This window comes from Formosa agariphila KMM 3901 (assembly GCF_000723205.1).
Classification (GTDB): Bacteria; Bacteroidota; Bacteroidia; order Flavobacteriales; family Flavobacteriaceae; genus Formosa; species Formosa agariphila.
The window spans coordinates 1,242,220-1,257,753 of sequence record NZ_HG315671.1 but is presented as its reverse complement, the minus strand read 5'-3'; the positions used below and the strand labels follow the sequence as shown (position 1 = coordinate 1,257,753).

The window sequence follows — 15,534 nt, the reverse complement described above, 5'->3', positions numbered from 1 at the left end:
AAAAACACCTTGATTATCTATAATTTATAATCCAAACCCTATAAAAAAACACCCATTTTAACAATAAAGCACTAGTATTATTAAGTATATAGCAATATATATATGATCTAAATCTAATTTTACAAAAAAAACAAAGATTAAATAATCAAAGCATAACCTATTCAAAATCACTATAATTGCTCATAATTTGAGTGGCTACTAATTCATAAATTTAACGTCTCATTACTAATTATTTAACCTAAAATCAAATTCGTATTACACAAAAAAAGCAGCAAATCGACTTACAAACGATTTACTGCTTTTTGAAAAACATGATATGTTTTCAACTTAAGATTTACTCTACAAAATGTCCAAATCATAGAACTATCTTTTTAATATCTATAAAAAAAGGGATTCTAAAACGTGTTCAGAATCCCTTTATATGATTTCAAATTGACTCTTATTTAATCAATTTGTGATTGATTCCAGAGTCTATATGGATCGTCGTGTGCTTCCATTTCTGATAATAACAAAGCTTCCATTTCGACTAACTTATCGGCGTATTTTGGATTTTCAGCTAAATCAGTTTGCATTTCTCCTGTTTTTTTATGTTCTGCAACATACTCAAATGGGTTTTCTGCTAAATTAAATAATTGCGTTTCATGAATTGTACCATCCATAGTATCGTATTTAATTAGTTTCCAGTCTCCTTTCTTTACAGCACGAATCCCAGGTTTTGTTCCTCCCGCATAAACACCATACATGACATCTCTAACTACATCTTGTTCTCCTTTTAATAAAGGCACCAAACTTTTTCCTTCTACAGTTTTAGGAATTTCTATTCCAGCCAAATCGCATAACGTTGGTAATACATCTAATAAATACATATTCCCGGTTACACGCTTTCCAGTATTTAAACCTGGCCCTTTTACAATAAATGGTACACGCCATGTGTGTTCGTATAAATTTTGTTTTCCTTGTAAACCATGTCTTCCGATAGCCATACCATGATCTGAAGTATAAATAATATACGTGTTATCTAACTCACCTGTTTTTTCAAGTTGTTTTAATACTTTTCCTAATTGAATATCTATATTTTCTGAACATGCAAACTCACGCCCCAACTCGTTGCGTATTGTATTTTCATCTCTATTTTTCCAAACACCGCTAACACGTTCTTCATCTCTAAGTTCAGGGTGCCCATGAAAAAACGGATGTGCCTCTAAATAGTTCTCTGGTAATTGTGGTTGTTTTTCGTTTAATGGTGGTAAACTGTTTTTATCTTTATGATTGATTGCACCATATTTTTCTAACAATTCTGGAGTACCATTACGAGTATCATGCGGGTGAGAAAATCCGAAATAGATAAAAAATGGATCTTGCTCTTTACCCGTTTCACGATCATGTAAATACTCTAAAACTTGCTTAGAGTGCCATGCGCTTCCACTTTCTTCTGTTCCCCCTCTTTTTGTAGCATCACGTACAACTGTAAATTGACGGTTTGCACCAGGATATGAATTCCCTTCTTTACAGGTACGCATGGTTTTATAACCTGCGCGATTAAATACAGCTCCAATAGTTTGTTCGTCTATTTCGTGGGGATCTATTTGTTTTTGAAATTCTGCACTTGGCGGTAAATGCCATACAGTTCGCCCACTCATAATCATATGTCGGGAAGGTGTACATACGGCTCCATTCATAGACCCCATGTGTCGGGCGTCTTCAAACACAACTCCTTCTTCTGCTAATTTACTGATATTAGGAGTTTCTAAAATAGATTTTGCATTATAGACTTGTAAGTCTAAAGGCGATTGGTCATCGACCAACACAAATAAGAAGTTTGGTCGTTTTTGAACTTCAGCTGTAGCTGGTTCTGTCGTCGTTTTATTGTCTTTACAACTCACAAAAGTTGCAAAACATGTAATTACTAAAATTTTAATTAATTTCATTCGTATAGTTAATTTTAATTTGTTTTAAATATTGAAAACTGATTTGATTTAAATATGTATTTAATGCCAAGTAATCTTAGCTTTTTTAGTTTCGGTATTTACCCAAACACTGGCATGTTCGAATGTTCGAGTAAAAATCCATTGGTTTGGTGTTTCTCTTTTAAACTGACCTTTAGGTTCTCCTAATGGTCTTTGTAGTGCCGGATAATCTACTAAATTTCCATCTTCTAAATTCCATCCCCAATTCCACTGAAAATACGAATAGGGTTGTGTCCCTATAAGGAAACAAGCATGAAAATATTCTAATTGATCTTTAGACCTTTGTTCCATACCTTCTGTGTCGGTAGCTCCAAGGGTTATATCGATTTTTTTCTTTCCTTTAGCTCCAAAACGGTAAATAGAAATTTTACCATCTTTAGCAATTCTAGACATATCGTTCCATTCTTCTAGTAGATTTTCCTTATTAGTTACACTGCTGTTATAGTGTTCAAAAAAGATAGCATCGCAATACGGGTAAACCTCTTCGGTTTGTGCTGCATTATTGCCAACTAAAATTTTATCTGGTCCCATTTGTTTTTTTAGTTCAGACATCATTTCTCCTTTAGCTTTTGCTATTTCAACAATCTTGTCGTTAGGATAATCTGAATTTAAGCCCACATTCATCCGATCAATAAAAATACCATCTGCTCCTGAGATTCTCATACCTTGAACAGCAGACGCAACCCAAAATTCACGAAAATCTGGGTTTAATGCATCAAAATAGTATGAAAAATCGGGTTTGGTTTTTTGCCTTAATTTTCCAGTCTTTGGGTCGACAAATAAAAATTTAGCCAATTCTGGATTATTAGCAATTCCTTCTGGAGTAAATTCTTTATTAAACCTAGAGTAAGGCCATGCCAAATAGGAATTATAATAAAATAACACTTTAGTCTCTGGTTTTATATCATGAAACGCTTCTACTTCATGTTTTGTTCCTAATACCTGATCTCCAAGCTGATTGTATGCATGCGATTTTTCTATACAAATAAAATTTGTACGTTCTGAAATAAACTCAACCTCATCAGATTTTAACACACGGTCTATATCTCCAAAATGATAGTACATAGGAGTAACATCCCAACTAAATTTAGGAAAAAATGACTTTGCTTTAAACATAGTACCATCATTCACTTTAAAAGTATCATATTCTTGTGCATAAGAACACAAAGTCATTATACATATAAGACTTAATGTTATTATCATTTGCATTCTAAATAGAACTGTTTTTTTCAAGATACTTTTATTTATAACCTATTTATTTATTCTTCTCTAAATTGTCTGGAAATCCTTTTGGTAATGGAGGAAGCTCTAGCACGCCTTTAGGATCTGGAGTCCTATTAGATGTGGTATTCGCATCGCCGTACCAGTATACTCCTACACCATACCCCATATCGCAATCGGTACCACTCCATACTTCCATATCTAATTGTAATGAACGCTCAAAAGGCATTCCATCTAAAGCTCGTGTTCGTGTTTCGGTACTATAACCCGAAGAGTTTTTCTCGTTAGCTGTTTTTGGGTTTAACTTATTATATTTATACGATCGTGGCTGTGCATGAAACGGATGTTCATAAAATTCGGTACTGCGTCCTCCCCAAGAATATGCATAATAATCTTCTGTTCCTGTTCCAAAAATAGAAGGGAAATCTTCGCCATCTACCCAAATTTTCTCATCTCCTTCACCCCACCATCTTCTTACGGGATTCATTACTGTTAAAGCATCACCTACATAAACACCACGTCCTTTTAGCGTCACATAATTCCAATCGGAAAAAGGTCGTGTTGGCACTGGATATTGTCCGCGCCATGCGGCATTAAAATACATACTCTCTGAGTCCCAGTTCCAATCGCCTACAGTAGCTTCTAGCTGAACATCTATTGTTTTCTTTCCTAAATTAAGTACCGTTATTTTTCCTGATTTTTGATAAGGCATCACCCAACGACAAGACATTGTACCATCTTCTTCAACCGTTTGATACCAACCTTGCACTGGATTTAAACCAATTCCTGTGCCAAAAAAATCGCCAATCGGACTCCACACTGTTTCTTGTCCGTCAAATTCCATTTTTAAAATTACAGAACGTGTTATGGCTGGATCTTTATAATCGCCTAATTTCAATTTCAAAGATCGCACCGCACCCATGCCTTGTGGTAAACTCACAGATTCTTCCTTATTCGATTTTATTTTTTTATCTATAGCAATTCGTTTGCCTTCTTTAGTATTTTTCGGATTATTTAGTTCCTTTCCTATTTGTGCTGTAAGTGGTTTTGTTTTATTAAAATCTTCCATAGTAAAGGTTTTAACAGCTGTACCGTCATCATAAGCGCGATAGGTATATTGAAAAAAGAAAGGCTGTTTTAAAGCTGTAATTTTACATCCTTTGGCATAGGGAATTGGAAAAAATGACACTCCAGAACGCAAAGACGGATGCGCAAATGGAGTTGGAATAAGTCCAGTACCATCAAAAAGCGTAATCATATTTCCTTCTATTACCGGTTCTGGGTTTCCGTCTAAATAAATACGGATAATAACATCGCTACCAGGTTCGGTTTGTTCTAACCAAGGTGACCATACACGAACAATAGCTCCCGGACCAAAATGCTCCATAAGCACCCATTCTTTTTCACCATCAGTTTCTTCTGTTCTAATAAAATTATGATCGGTTTCTGCTTTATTGAAATCATGATTTGTAAACCAACCCACAGAATCTTCAACCGTTTTAGAGGCTCGGTTGTAACTACTGGCCTGATTTAACCTGAAATTCTTGTCAGGATAACGTGCAATAGCATCGCGATCTACCATTTCATACAATAAAGATTCTATAGAAACTTCTTGTTTTTCTTGAGCAGTAAGTAGTGTACTAAAACAGAAGGCAATAAGATAATATACTATTTGTTTGCTCATAATTTATAATTTAATATTACGTAATTCGCCTACGGTAAACGTCTTTTCAGAATTATTATAAGTGATGGTTACAGGAACTTCGTTATTTAATAGTAATTCTCCATTTTTAAATTCTAGTACAACATTACCTACTTCTGTTGCGGACACAGTATATCCATTTGCTTTTACTTGTTTTCCGTTTCCAATAAACACGACCCAATCTCCATGCTTTTCTTGAGATACTAGCGTATAGGTAGCATCTGTTTCCATGTCGTTATAAATTACATTTTTATGATTCGCAGATGAAAACACCACATCTTTTCTTCCTGATTTATGCGTGATATTTAATCCTACAAATTCCGTATTGCCAAGTTCATCTTCAAAACTTGAAATTGATGAAATACTTTTTCCTTTAGCAGAAGTAAACGGTTCGTAAACAGAAACAAAAGGATGCTCCCAAGCAGCGCCGTGTTGTCTGGCTGCAATAGTTAAATACGGCGATTTATCTACATCATAAGGTAAACCTTTATTGCCTTTAAATGCTTTGTTAGCAGGTGATTTAATTGAAAACACTTCTCGACCTTCAGTTCCTTTCATCCATAAATTCATAAAAACATCGTCTTCACCATCGGCCATATCTATTTTCCATTCTGCTTGATAATCATCATCTAACTTCATAGATTGTTTATCCCACATATAATCTAACGCGTATAAATGTCCGCCGGCGAATCCCATTTCATCACTTGGTTGAAGTGGCAACGGATTACCTTTTGTATCCATTATTGACATGCTTTGTCCTAAATTATGATAGAAATAGTCATGAAATTTATCGTCTTGACGTTGCTTTTTAGATCGGAACACATCGATGTAATATCCTGTTTCTTCACCTGTTTTTACAATACTTACCAATCGTGTTTGATCGCTTTGCGTTTCTGGCTCTAAGAAATATACATCAGAATACGTAATGTCTTTATAGTATCCTTTTTTTTGTTCTGACTTAGGATATTCACCTTGTAACTGAAAAGCATGATAACTTAACATTTCGGTATAGGACGACACCCCATCTACCATTACTGTATTATGTGCAGGAAACTGCGAATAATACTCTAAATACAAAGGTTGTAAATACCCAGCGCCTTTACCTGGATCTGCTCCTTGCACGAATCCTTTTCCATACAATTCCATATTAATACCATTTGCATGCATATGGTTACCAAGTGAGCCATTTAAAGATACCATCATTCCGTTATCTCCTGTTCCCATACGCTGTACGTGCCAACTTACATTAGGTGCATAAAATGTTTGAGTGACATAATCTTCTAGATTTGCTTTTTCAAACTTCGGATTAAGCTCTAAAGGTTTACTTGCAAAAAATGAACTTATGTTTGCTCTAGGTTGTCGCACTCTACCATCTTTAGAGTCTTCCGAAAATAACTTATACAAACCAGTAAAGTCTTTTTCCATCTCTTTATCACCCGTTTTTTGAGCAATACGAATCATATCATCAAAAGCATCAGGATTTAAAGTACCATAATAACTATCACCAAAAGCAACTGTTTGTCCGTTAGGGAACAAATATTGAGGTAACATTTTTACTGCCGTTTCCATAACTGGCGTATACGGTAAAATATTATGATCGAAGGTGTTATTAAAATCTTCAATAAAATGCGTTAAATCCTTAGTCACTCCCATAGAATACCCTGGACATTCTGCCCAAACACCATTACTTTTATCGTAACCGTAATCCATAAATTTGTTAAGTGACCATTGGCGTGTAGAGGTTACGTTTAAAATGTAATCGATATAATATTCACGTCCTTTTTTATCGTCGTAATTTTTATTATCCTGTAATACCATCGCCGCTTTTAAAATAATTTTAGCTTGATGTAAATTCCAATTATTTTGAGGCACTCCGTTCTTAATAATCTGATCAATCCAACGCTTTATTGTTATATCGTACATCGCTATATTTTTAGCATGATTGGCTTCTATGTACGGATGTAAAAAATCGTAAAGTTCTGCAATATCAATTAATACATTTTCATGAATCACTTGAAAATTAGTAAATCCGACTAGGGTTTGAATGTGACCATTTAATAAATCTATAGGTTCGCTTCGGTACGACATGCCTTCCATATACGTGTGAAAAATATCGTAAGCAAATTGTGCATAAGTCGGATTATTTTCTAACCAATATATAAACGCGGCATCGCGACCAAGTTCTATAATTTGTTCATTAATGGAGTAAATTACACGTCCAGTTTTCGATATTTCTGCCCATTCAAACGGGTTTCCTTCTTTACTTTTATTAGGTAACCACAAACCTCTTGGATCATCCATATAGGGCTTTACGTCTTCTAACTTAGGCGTACCGTAAGGGGTAGTATAATCTCGAGACCCTACAAATTTAACCGTAGGCACTGGAGCTTCACCATCTGCGTGCGAATAGTTTATTCCGTCTATATATACATTTGTAGATTTCGTTTTCCAGTACATCTGTAATCGAGAGACCATCCATTCTGGATCTGTTTCATGGCGTTTTACATGCGTATCAATACGATTATGCAAACCGCTTAACACTTCGGCAGCCCAGTCTTCTTTTTTAATGTTTTTTTGTAAATCCTTTTTTTCAGACTGTGATATATATATGCGCGGGTAGCCTTGTTCAAGCTGGCTTGGTAATGGAATTTTGTCTTGATTTTGTCCACTCATTGTGGTACATACACACCCTAAAACCAAAGCAAATATAGCCGTCTTTATAGGTTTGTAATTTATTTTAGTAAGTGCCATAAATATGTTTTTGTTCGTTTGTTTATTGTATATCATTAGTTGGTTTACTCAAACTGTAATGAGTTGGTTCAATTTATAACGGTGTATATATTATTGTGATTTTTCCTGATTTTGCAGACTCTTTAGCCTTAATACCAATACGAAATGCAGGACCGCCTTCTCTTAAATGTTTAACGGGAACTTGAATATCTTTAATAGTAACATTAAAGCCCTCGCTTTTAACTTCGGCTTTTACTTTCTTATTTTCAGACGTTAAAATCACCGTATTATTATCGATAATTTCATAATTGTTTAAGGTCATAATTGTCGTTTCGAATGCTACAGGTTCTGAAGCTAAAAAGTAATCTTCAACAGTAATAGTTCCTTTCCCCCTTTTATCATTCGTCATGGTACGCTCTAAAGTTTCTAACATCGGTAACTCGTAAGCTGGTTTTATATCTACAACCACGTGATCTGTAGTGTCGCTAAAATTTGTTGCTATAAAAACACCTTTAAAGCTTTTTCCATTAGATTGTAATGTGTTGTTAATTAAAGGCACTGGATGGCCCCATGAACTACGCGCTTTATTTTTTGGCGAAAATGAACCCGCCATATAAGATGGTGCTCCAATGTCTCCAGACATAATATCTGATCCTAAAACCAAGGTATAAGTCCCGACGTCACTATGATTATGATTTTCATCATTATGTCCAGCTTTTAAAGCAATTGAAAACGGATGTGCTTGTTTTCCACGAGAGATAACCATACCAAAATCGTTATAATATGTATGATTTGGTAATTCTGAAATCACAGGATGTACTTGAACTTTAAAAAGCTCCGGATTGTTCCAAGCAATTAGTTGCTCTGCAGCTTCTTCCATCCTAATTTCGTTAGGCACAATGGCTCCATAATGTTCTGCAGACAATACATTTGCAAAATTACTACCTGAACTAGAGATTGAAGATACGCCATCTGCAAACGGTGCACATCTCCCACTCTGTATTTCGAAATTTTCAGGAAAGTTCCCTACGTTTCTTAATTTTTCTGGATTATCGAATTTAAATAAATCTATATTTCCGTTTGAATAATCATGTAATATTTGAGCTAAATATAAATAATGTCCAAAGCCATATCCCCAATAGCCTAAACCTTCAGAACAATAACCGTCATCTCCAAATCCGCTTAAATAGTAAGTCATACTATTTATTGCTGATCCAACCGCTGCTAGACGTTTTTCATAACTATCTGAATTAGTAATTATGGTTAAAACAGCACCACTTGTACATACAGAATTCCAATTGCTTGTACTTTTTATCCAAGTATTATTTATGTCTAAAAACTCGGTGCTTTTTAAATAGGTGTCTGTAATACGTCTTTGAAGATTTTCGTTAATTTGATTTCGTAACTCTTGAGGTATTTTGTCTTCTAATAGGGATTCTGCTAATGCTAATACCGATCCAAATTTACGAGCGCCTAAATCTATAGAGACACGTCTACCTTCTAAAATACCATTATTTTTATCGTCGTGATTAGGATGTACCCAAGATTTCATAGCCATAATAGAATCTGAGAAGGTTTTAATTTGAGGTAAAAAACGACCTTTATTCTCGATACATTCTGCTAAAACAAAATGTTCCAATCGGTCCATAGTTCGGTAATATCTGGGCTTATATATTTTACGGTTTCCATCTTTATTCGCCAACCTATAAATGCTATCTGTAATAGGCACTTCGGGTTTACTGTCTAATAAAGTATTCGCTTTTTTTAAATACGCCTGACCTGATACAGAAGCAGCAACTTGGTCCCAATACGAACGATCTGATATTTTTGGAGCTGGTTGAAAATGGTCTTCCGGAATTGCTTTTTTAAGCAGTTCCATTTGCTGCGGTGAAGGGTACAACGTATCTGCATGACCTAATTCTAAATAGTCTTTAATATTTAATGGCTCTAGACTTTTTTCTGATTGCGAATTGCATGAAGTTGCTAAAATTAACACAGCCACTAAGACTAATAAAGGGGATTGAGATGATATTTTTTTAAAGGTCATAAAATAGCTAAAAAGTTATCTGCTATTAAAATAAAAATAGCCGATATGATTATCATGTGTCTTATACTATAACAATACTATTTTATTTATGTCACATTTGCTGTAAATCATAGTTCTTTCTATATAAACTATGTTCCTTTATGGTATTTTCTATTGATATCTCTGGGTTTTGAAAGCTAAATGATGCGATGTATGCTAAAAAACTTTACAGTAAAAACCATGTTGAATTATAAAATAAGCTACTTTAAAAAATGATTTATAAGGTGAAAATAGCACTCAAAATTTTACGTTTCTGAAATAATTTTCATCAAAAATCTGTTGTATTTCGAAAGGAAAAAAACTATAAATATTCTGAAATTACTCGTGCAACTGCTTTACCTTGTTCTTCACTTCCCAAGGAATTGTAATGCACATTTCCTGCTGCTTGAGCCCAATCTTTTTGGTGTGGTTTTGTAAACGTATACAGATCGTTTATTTCTATAACTGGATACTGAGACAAGACTTCCAGAGCTGCCTTATTATAGACTACGCTATCGCCCTCTTTTCTACCTTTAGCACCTTTTGGAACTGAAGTTGTAGTGGCGAAAATTAATGTTGCTTGCGGATGATTTGTTCTTAGATAAGTGCAAATAGCATCTAATTGCAATTTGTAGTCACTTATACTTGATACTTGCTCGCCATTTAGATTTAGATGTTTCCCTTTAAGATATTTTAAATCGTGTAAACCCACATTAAAATGAATAACATCCCATTTAAAATTCCAACCTGCTTCTAAATTTGGCTGAAACATGGTCTGATTCATTCGATCCATATTCGGAATAAAATGTTTACTAGAACCTCCGTTTTTAAATAACCGAATTACATTAGCTTTTCCCGCTAAGATTTTCATTACAGTAGACGAATACATAATGGAAATGGAATCGCCGTAAATTAACACATTGGGTTTCCCCTTTACAGGAGCTACATAGTTAAAAGCATCGGTTTTATACGTTTCTCCAATATCGCCACATAATGCATCCCAAACTTTTTTACATATGTCATGATTGGTGTCTTTTAAATTCTGAAAAGCATAGGTTAACGGTTGTAAACCCAGTGCGAGGACTCCTGTAACCATCAATTCTACAAAAGTTTGACGTTTCATATTTAAGATTGTTTTTTAATCTAAAAAGGTTTCAATTGGAATACTGTTCTCAAACTCTTTAATTTCTATATCACGATAATAAATTTCTGCTGTTTCCGATTGAAATCCGATAATACCTTTTTCCGGCGTTAAGTTGAAAGCCATATTTACTATAGCTCCATTTAGCTTATGAATGGTATATTCGCTGCCCATAACAATAATCTCACAAGTATTCCATTTATCGTTTAATGCATTATGATTTTTAGTTGGCGTTGCTAAGTGCATCCAATCACTTTTATCTTCAAGAATTCCGCCATCGTTTGGTGCTAGAAAATGTTTACCATCTTTAGTAGAAAACCAATCGTAACCTGCGCCTTTAGGTCTAATTAAATCTCCTGAATGATTCTTGTCGGTAAGATGATTGTATCTAATTTGATATTCTATTCCAATGGGCCACACTTTGTCGTCTGACACATGATAATATACGCCTGCATCGTATTGCCATCTTTCAAAATTATTCGTTATTTTCTTTCCCCATTTATACTTGAATCTCAAGATGTATTTGCTATATGTTTTATTGGTATAAAATAAACCGTGCGTAGCATTTTCACCTGTATTGAGGTTTAGACTATCTGGCATATCTCTAAAAACATGTACCACTTCATCTTCAATAGCAAAGACTTTTTTAGCCATCTCTGCATCGCCACTTCTTAATTTAAGATGCCAACCATCCCAATTTTCGCCATTAAATATAGGTTCAAATTCTTGGTTTTTTACAGCTTTAGATTGTGCATTAACAATTATAGTATTAAAAGTTACAATCAAGACTAAAAGTATGGTCTCCTTTAATTGTTTTATTTTCATTATAGTTTTAGTTAATTAGTTAGCTATTTTACGGTTATAATCTGTTTCTGAACAATTTCTGCTGAAGACTTCCCAATCTGAATTTCGTATCGCCCTAGATTTACTACATATTTTTGTTTATTTACATCCCACCACTGCATATCGTTTATAGAAAAATGTAACTCTACTTGCTCCGTGTCACCTTTAGCAATAGAAACTCTTTTAAACGCTTTCAATTGACGAATTGGCTGATATACTTTAGAATCTAAATTGGTAACATATAATTGAATCACATCATCGCCATCCATAAGTCCTGAGTTTTTCACATCTAATACAGCCGTGACTTCTTTTTTATTCTGAGTAATTTTCAATCCCGAATACTCAAACGACGTATAGCTTAATCCGTATCCAAATGGATAGGTAGCATTATCTTTCATATACATATACGTTCTTCCTTTACTGATTTCGTAATCTTCAAAATCTGGTAATTTCTCTGGATTAGTGTAAAATGTAAGTGGAAGATGTCCTGAAGGACTTACCTTTCCTGTAATTAATTCTGCTAAAGCATAACCACCTTCTTGCCCTGGAAACCATTGTAAAAGAATAGATGGCACGACGTCATTTAACTCCGATAACTGCACTACTGTGCCACCATTTAATACCACTAACATGTTTGGATATATAGACGCCAATGCTTTAATTTCTTCCATCTGATCTTCTGGCAAAATAGAATTCATGCGATCATGAGATTCTTTAGACATTCTCCATGTAAGTCCACCCACGTATATTAGCAATTTATCTTCTGGATGCTCTACAGCAACAACCTCTTGGGGTTCCACCCATTTTAATAATGCACGAGCGGGCTCTGCTTCTTCATTATAATATTCTACTTTTAAATTTACTGCTTTACCAGCTTCTAGAAAAATCCCTTGAGATTCTTCGTTATCCTTTGCTTTGCTATGCCAATTATCAAGAATTTTTTCATCGTTTATCCAAACACGTGCACCACTTAAAGCTGTCATAGAAAAATAATGAAGTCCGGTACGATTAGGAGTTAATTCTGCTGTCCAACGTGCCGAAAACGTAGGCTGTGGAATTTCAGGATCTATATGTGCTAATGGTTTTGGCAAATCCAAATCGAAACCACGATCTGTTCTCACCGAAATAGGATGACCTTCGAGTTTAGTCCCTGCAAAATATTCTCCTGTTACGCCTTTAGTCTCTGGCTTTCCAGGAACGTTTAAATTGCCTTCCGGAATGAATAACCATTTCCCGCCTAACTGACTTTTAATTTCGAATTGGTTTCCTGCAATTTCTTGCATACCAAACATAGGCGTTGCAGCTATACCTGCTGCATTTCCGCTGTAAGCTCCAAAAGGCGCATCATTAACATAAGGTCCGGCAAAAAGAATAGATTTATATTTTTCTGGAGTTGCAGGAAGCACATTGTTTTTATTTTGCAGTAACACAGCACCCTCTCGTGCAATTTGTCTAGCAATAGCTAAATGATTTTCTGAACCAACCACACCTGTTGATATTTTAGTATACGGATTATCTTCATCTGAACGTAAAAGTCCTAATTTAATACGCGTAGCTAGACTCCGAATAATAGCTTGATCTAAATCCGATTCTTTCATTAAACCTTGTTGAACCGCTTGCTTAGACCATTCTCTCTCATTAACTTCTCTAGTTCTGTCCGATCCAGAATACATATCTACACCAGCGGTAATCATCATCATAGCAGCTTCTGGTCCATTTTTAGCATATTTATGTTGCTCTACCAAATGTCCTGGTACTCCAACATCGGTTACCACAGTCCCGTTAAAGCCCCATTCGTCGCGCAAAATATCGGTTAACAACCATTTATTTGCAGAACACGGAATGCCGTTTAAACCATTATACGCCGTCATGATAGATTCTACATCTTCGCGAGCAATCACATCGCGATACGCTGGAAAATAATATTCTCGTAACGCACGCTCCGATACATCTGGACGCACATGCAAACGATTATGTTCTGTATTATTTACTACAAAGTGTTTTATAGTCGCTACAGTCTTTAAATAATTAGGATTATCTCCTTGCAATCCGTTTACAAAAGCAGATGCAAGTTCAGTGGTTAAAAAGGGATCTTCCCCATAGGTTTCTTCTGTACGTCCCCATCGTGGATCACGCGCCATATTTATAACAGGACTCCATAAGGTTAAACCGTGATATCGTTTTGCTTTATCTTCGGCTGTATCTGCATTATTAAGTGCACGAGCTTCATCACTAATAGCGGTAGTCATGTCTTTTATTAAAGACGGATTCCAACCTGAAGCCATAGAAAGTGGTACAGGAAACTGAGTAGCTTCTCCACGACGTGCTACACCATGTAAAGCTTCATTCCACCAATGGTGTCCAGGAATATCTAAACGCTCTATGGGTAAATTTGTCATTTCTATTAGCCTGACTTTTTCCTCTAAAGTCATTTGTTTCACCAAGTCTTTCGCTTGCTTAGTTGCACGCTTATGAAGTGCTGTGCGATCTTGTGCCACACTCGTCTCTACCAAGAGCATTGAAACACAACAGGCTGCTAAAAGCATGTATTTTTTCATAACTTCTTTATTTATCTTCTCTTCACTATTTTTTTCTATGAAATACATTAAAATGTGAAGTACATGATGTGTATTGAAATGACTTTCCGTTTAAATTTTAATACTAAAATCTACTATACAAGATTTAAAACAAACTCGAAAGCACCGTTACAACTAACTATTAGTTACATACAATACTATTAATTTTAGACTAAAAAGTATATCATTCATCATTCAAGAACTATAAATTATGGTCTATTTTGGGGTGGATAAATTTTTAAGTAAAAAAAAGCCTCATAATTACTTTTTATAAGTAATTATGAGGCCGTTCACAATTTGAATGTTTAAAACTATTTTAGCGCTTTAGATATTGCAGCTTTCACCATAGGCTCCATAATAAGATAGCCTTCTACATTTGGATGAACAGTATCTCTACCCAATTCCTTTTTTAAACCTTTATCTGCATTTACCATTGGCGAATAATAATCTAAATAGATTATCTTATTCTTTTTAGCATATGCTTTAATACGTGTATTAAGTTCGATAATTTTATCTGCCGGCTCAATTGATGGACTCCAAGAATAACTACTTGCTGGAAGTACCGATGCCAATACGACTTCTATGTTATTGGCTTTTGCTAACTCTGCCATAGAAAAAATATTTGCCGCAATACGGTCTAAACTTATATAGCCTCTATTTCCTGCAATGTCATTTGTTCCTGCAGAAATAACAACCACTTTGGGTTGTAATTCGATGACATCTGGTTTAAAACGTAATAACATTTGTGCACTGGTTTGTCCACTAATTCCTCTGTTGACATAATTCGGATTTTCTTCGAAAAACACCCCATGATCACGCGTCCAGTTATCGGTTATGGAGTTTCCGATAAACACCACTCTATTTTCGTTTTTACTAGGTGCTTTTAATTCGGCATTTGCTTGACTATAACGTCCTAAATTTGCCCAATCTTCTGTAGGTATTAATTGTATTCTTAAAACTGAAACTTGGCTATTTGGAGCTTCTTCTGGTAAAAATGCCGTTAATTTACCATCAACTAATCTTATTTTCACCTTTTTATCGATATCAGAAAGCAACCTTGCTTCTCTTGGTTTAATTGATCTATCTATAACTAACTTACCGTCTTTTGGCCAATTAAAAATATGCGCCAGTAAAAACCCTTCTTCTCCTTCTGTATACGCTCCCCATTCTGGTTTGTCGTAAGGAATTGTTTGTGAAAACCCAATACCAACATGTAGAAAAAATGCGAGTACAATGCTAAACATGCTTTTATTAATATTCATTTTTTGTATGTATTACTTTTAAATGTA

Annotated in this window: 9 protein-coding genes; all 9 read right to left on the bottom strand. The window is 34.9% G+C overall.

What is annotated here, in order from left to right:
• Positions 1-443 precede the first annotated feature (443 nt).
• The 9 genes from BN863_RS05275 to BN863_RS05235 all read right to left on the bottom strand — a co-directional run bounded on the left by BN863_RS05275 (position 444) and on the right by BN863_RS05235 (position 15,507).
• Positions 444-1,928 (bottom strand): sulfatase-like hydrolase/transferase, encoded by a 1,485-nt coding sequence (locus tag BN863_RS05275; protein WP_038528218.1) that lies wholly within the window; start codon positions 1,926-1,928, stop codon positions 444-446.
• 60 nt (positions 1,929-1,988) lie between these two features.
• Positions 1,989-3,140, bottom strand: coding sequence for a putative glycoside hydrolase family 15 protein (locus tag BN863_RS05270; RefSeq protein ID WP_148304570.1), 1,152 nt, complete (start codon positions 3,138-3,140; stop codon positions 1,989-1,991).
• Between the two features lie 82 nt (positions 3,141-3,222).
• Positions 3,223-4,872, bottom strand: coding sequence for a glycoside hydrolase family 172 protein (locus BN863_RS05265; protein ID WP_051774534.1), 1,650 nt, complete (start codon positions 4,870-4,872; stop codon positions 3,223-3,225).
• A 3-nt stretch (positions 4,873-4,875) separates the two neighbouring features.
• Positions 4,876-7,641, bottom strand: a complete 2,766-nt coding sequence (locus tag BN863_RS05260) for a heparinase II/III family protein (protein WP_197539172.1) — start codon at positions 7,639-7,641, stop codon at positions 4,876-4,878.
• Between the two features lie 73 nt (positions 7,642-7,714).
• Positions 7,715-9,667, bottom strand: coding sequence for a hypothetical protein (locus tag BN863_RS05255; protein WP_051774530.1), 1,953 nt, complete (start codon positions 9,665-9,667; stop codon positions 7,715-7,717).
• Between the two features lie 340 nt (positions 9,668-10,007).
• Positions 10,008-10,808, bottom strand: coding sequence for an SGNH/GDSL hydrolase family protein (locus BN863_RS05250; RefSeq protein WP_038528216.1), 801 nt, complete (start codon positions 10,806-10,808; stop codon positions 10,008-10,010).
• A 15-nt stretch (positions 10,809-10,823) separates the two neighbouring features.
• On the bottom strand, positions 10,824-11,651 hold the full coding sequence (locus BN863_RS05245) for a 3-keto-disaccharide hydrolase (RefSeq protein WP_038528213.1): 828 nt from the start codon (positions 11,649-11,651) through the stop codon (positions 10,824-10,826).
• Between the two features lie 23 nt (positions 11,652-11,674).
• Positions 11,675-14,227 (bottom strand): beta-glucosidase, encoded by a 2,553-nt coding sequence (locus BN863_RS05240; RefSeq protein ID WP_158408967.1) that lies wholly within the window; start codon positions 14,225-14,227, stop codon positions 11,675-11,677.
• Positions 14,228-14,556: 329 nt separating this feature from the next.
• Entirely contained in the window at positions 14,557-15,507 is a 951-nt protein-coding gene (locus BN863_RS05235) for an SGNH/GDSL hydrolase family protein (protein WP_242404072.1), read from the bottom strand.
• Between the last annotated feature and the right edge of the window lie 27 nt (positions 15,508-15,534).

What these genes read in the sequence shown, in the direction of transcription:
- BN863_RS05240 (WP_158408967.1), bottom strand. Translation starts at nt 14,227, where the DNA reads ATGAAAAAATACATGCTTTTAGCAGCCTGTTGTGTTTCAATGCTCTTG.
- BN863_RS05265 (WP_051774534.1), bottom strand. Translation starts at nt 4,872, where the DNA reads ATGAGCAAACAAATAGTATATTATCTTATTGCCTTCTGTTTTAGTACA.
- BN863_RS05270 (WP_148304570.1), bottom strand. Translation starts at nt 3,140, where the DNA reads ATGACTTTGTGTTCTTATGCACAAGAATATGATACTTTTAAAGTGAAT.
- BN863_RS05245 (WP_038528213.1), bottom strand. Translation starts at nt 11,651, where the DNA reads ATGAAAATAAAACAATTAAAGGAGACCATACTTTTAGTCTTGATTGTA.
- BN863_RS05255 (WP_051774530.1), bottom strand. Translation starts at nt 9,667, where the DNA reads ATGACCTTTAAAAAAATATCATCTCAATCCCCTTTATTAGTCTTAGTG.
- BN863_RS05235 (WP_242404072.1), bottom strand. Translation starts at nt 15,507, where the DNA reads ATGAATATTAATAAAAGCATGTTTAGCATTGTACTCGCATTTTTTCTA.
- BN863_RS05250 (WP_038528216.1), bottom strand. Translation starts at nt 10,808, where the DNA reads ATGAAACGTCAAACTTTTGTAGAATTGATGGTTACAGGAGTCCTCGCA.
- BN863_RS05275 (WP_038528218.1), bottom strand. Translation starts at nt 1,928, where the DNA reads ATGAAATTAATTAAAATTTTAGTAATTACATGTTTTGCAACTTTTGTG.
- BN863_RS05260 (WP_197539172.1), bottom strand. Translation starts at nt 7,641, where the DNA reads ATGGCACTTACTAAAATAAATTACAAACCTATAAAGACGGCTATATTT.